The organism is Pseudoxanthomonas koreensis (assembly GCF_010093225.1).
In the GTDB taxonomy this organism is placed as follows: Bacteria; Pseudomonadota; Gammaproteobacteria; order Xanthomonadales; family Xanthomonadaceae; genus Pseudoxanthomonas; species Pseudoxanthomonas koreensis.
On sequence record NZ_PDWM01000091.1, the window covers coordinates 1 to 572 of the forward strand.

Consider the following 572-nt stretch of genomic DNA (forward strand, 5'->3'; position numbering starts at 1 on the left):
CTGAGGTTTCCCCAGGTTTCCCTTTTCCGGATCAATGACTTGCGCTGATCCTGGTTTGCAAGAGCGCGCGCATGGCGCGATCTTCGTGGTTACCAGACCAATGAGGATCGCAGACCATGCGCGCAACCGAAGTATTGCAAAGATGCCTGGACATGGCATTGACGCCGATGCACAGCCTGCGCCGGCAGACCCTGCTGCTGGCGGTCGAGTCGTTGTTGGCCGGTCGCCGTGTGGTGCTGATCGATCTGGCCCGAAGCTGGGTGGATGCCGAGCGCGTTCGTGCACCGCTCAAGCGCCTTGACCGGTTGCTGAGCAACCGGCATCTGCACGCCGAACGCGAACGCCTGTACGGCGGCATGGTGCGCTGGCTGGTGCGTTCCCCCACGCCGGTGATCGTGGTTGACTGGTGCCGCTTGAAGGCCGATGGTCGCTGGCATCTGCTGCGCGCAGCCGTCCCCGTGGGAGGTCGCACGCTGACCCTGTTCGAGCAGGTCTTTCCGGAGCGGCAGGTGGCCTCCCCGAAGGTCGAACGTCGCTTCCTGCTGCACCTGAAGGCGCTGTTGCCGGCGGAC

At 64.3% G+C, this 572-nt stretch carries 1 pseudogene; it reads left to right on the forward strand.

Going from position 1 to position 572, the window contains the following annotated elements:
* Positions 1 to 116 precede the first annotated feature (116 nt).
* Positions 117 to 572: pseudogene (locus CSC64_RS13845) on the forward strand (IS4 family transposase); the annotation flags it as partial.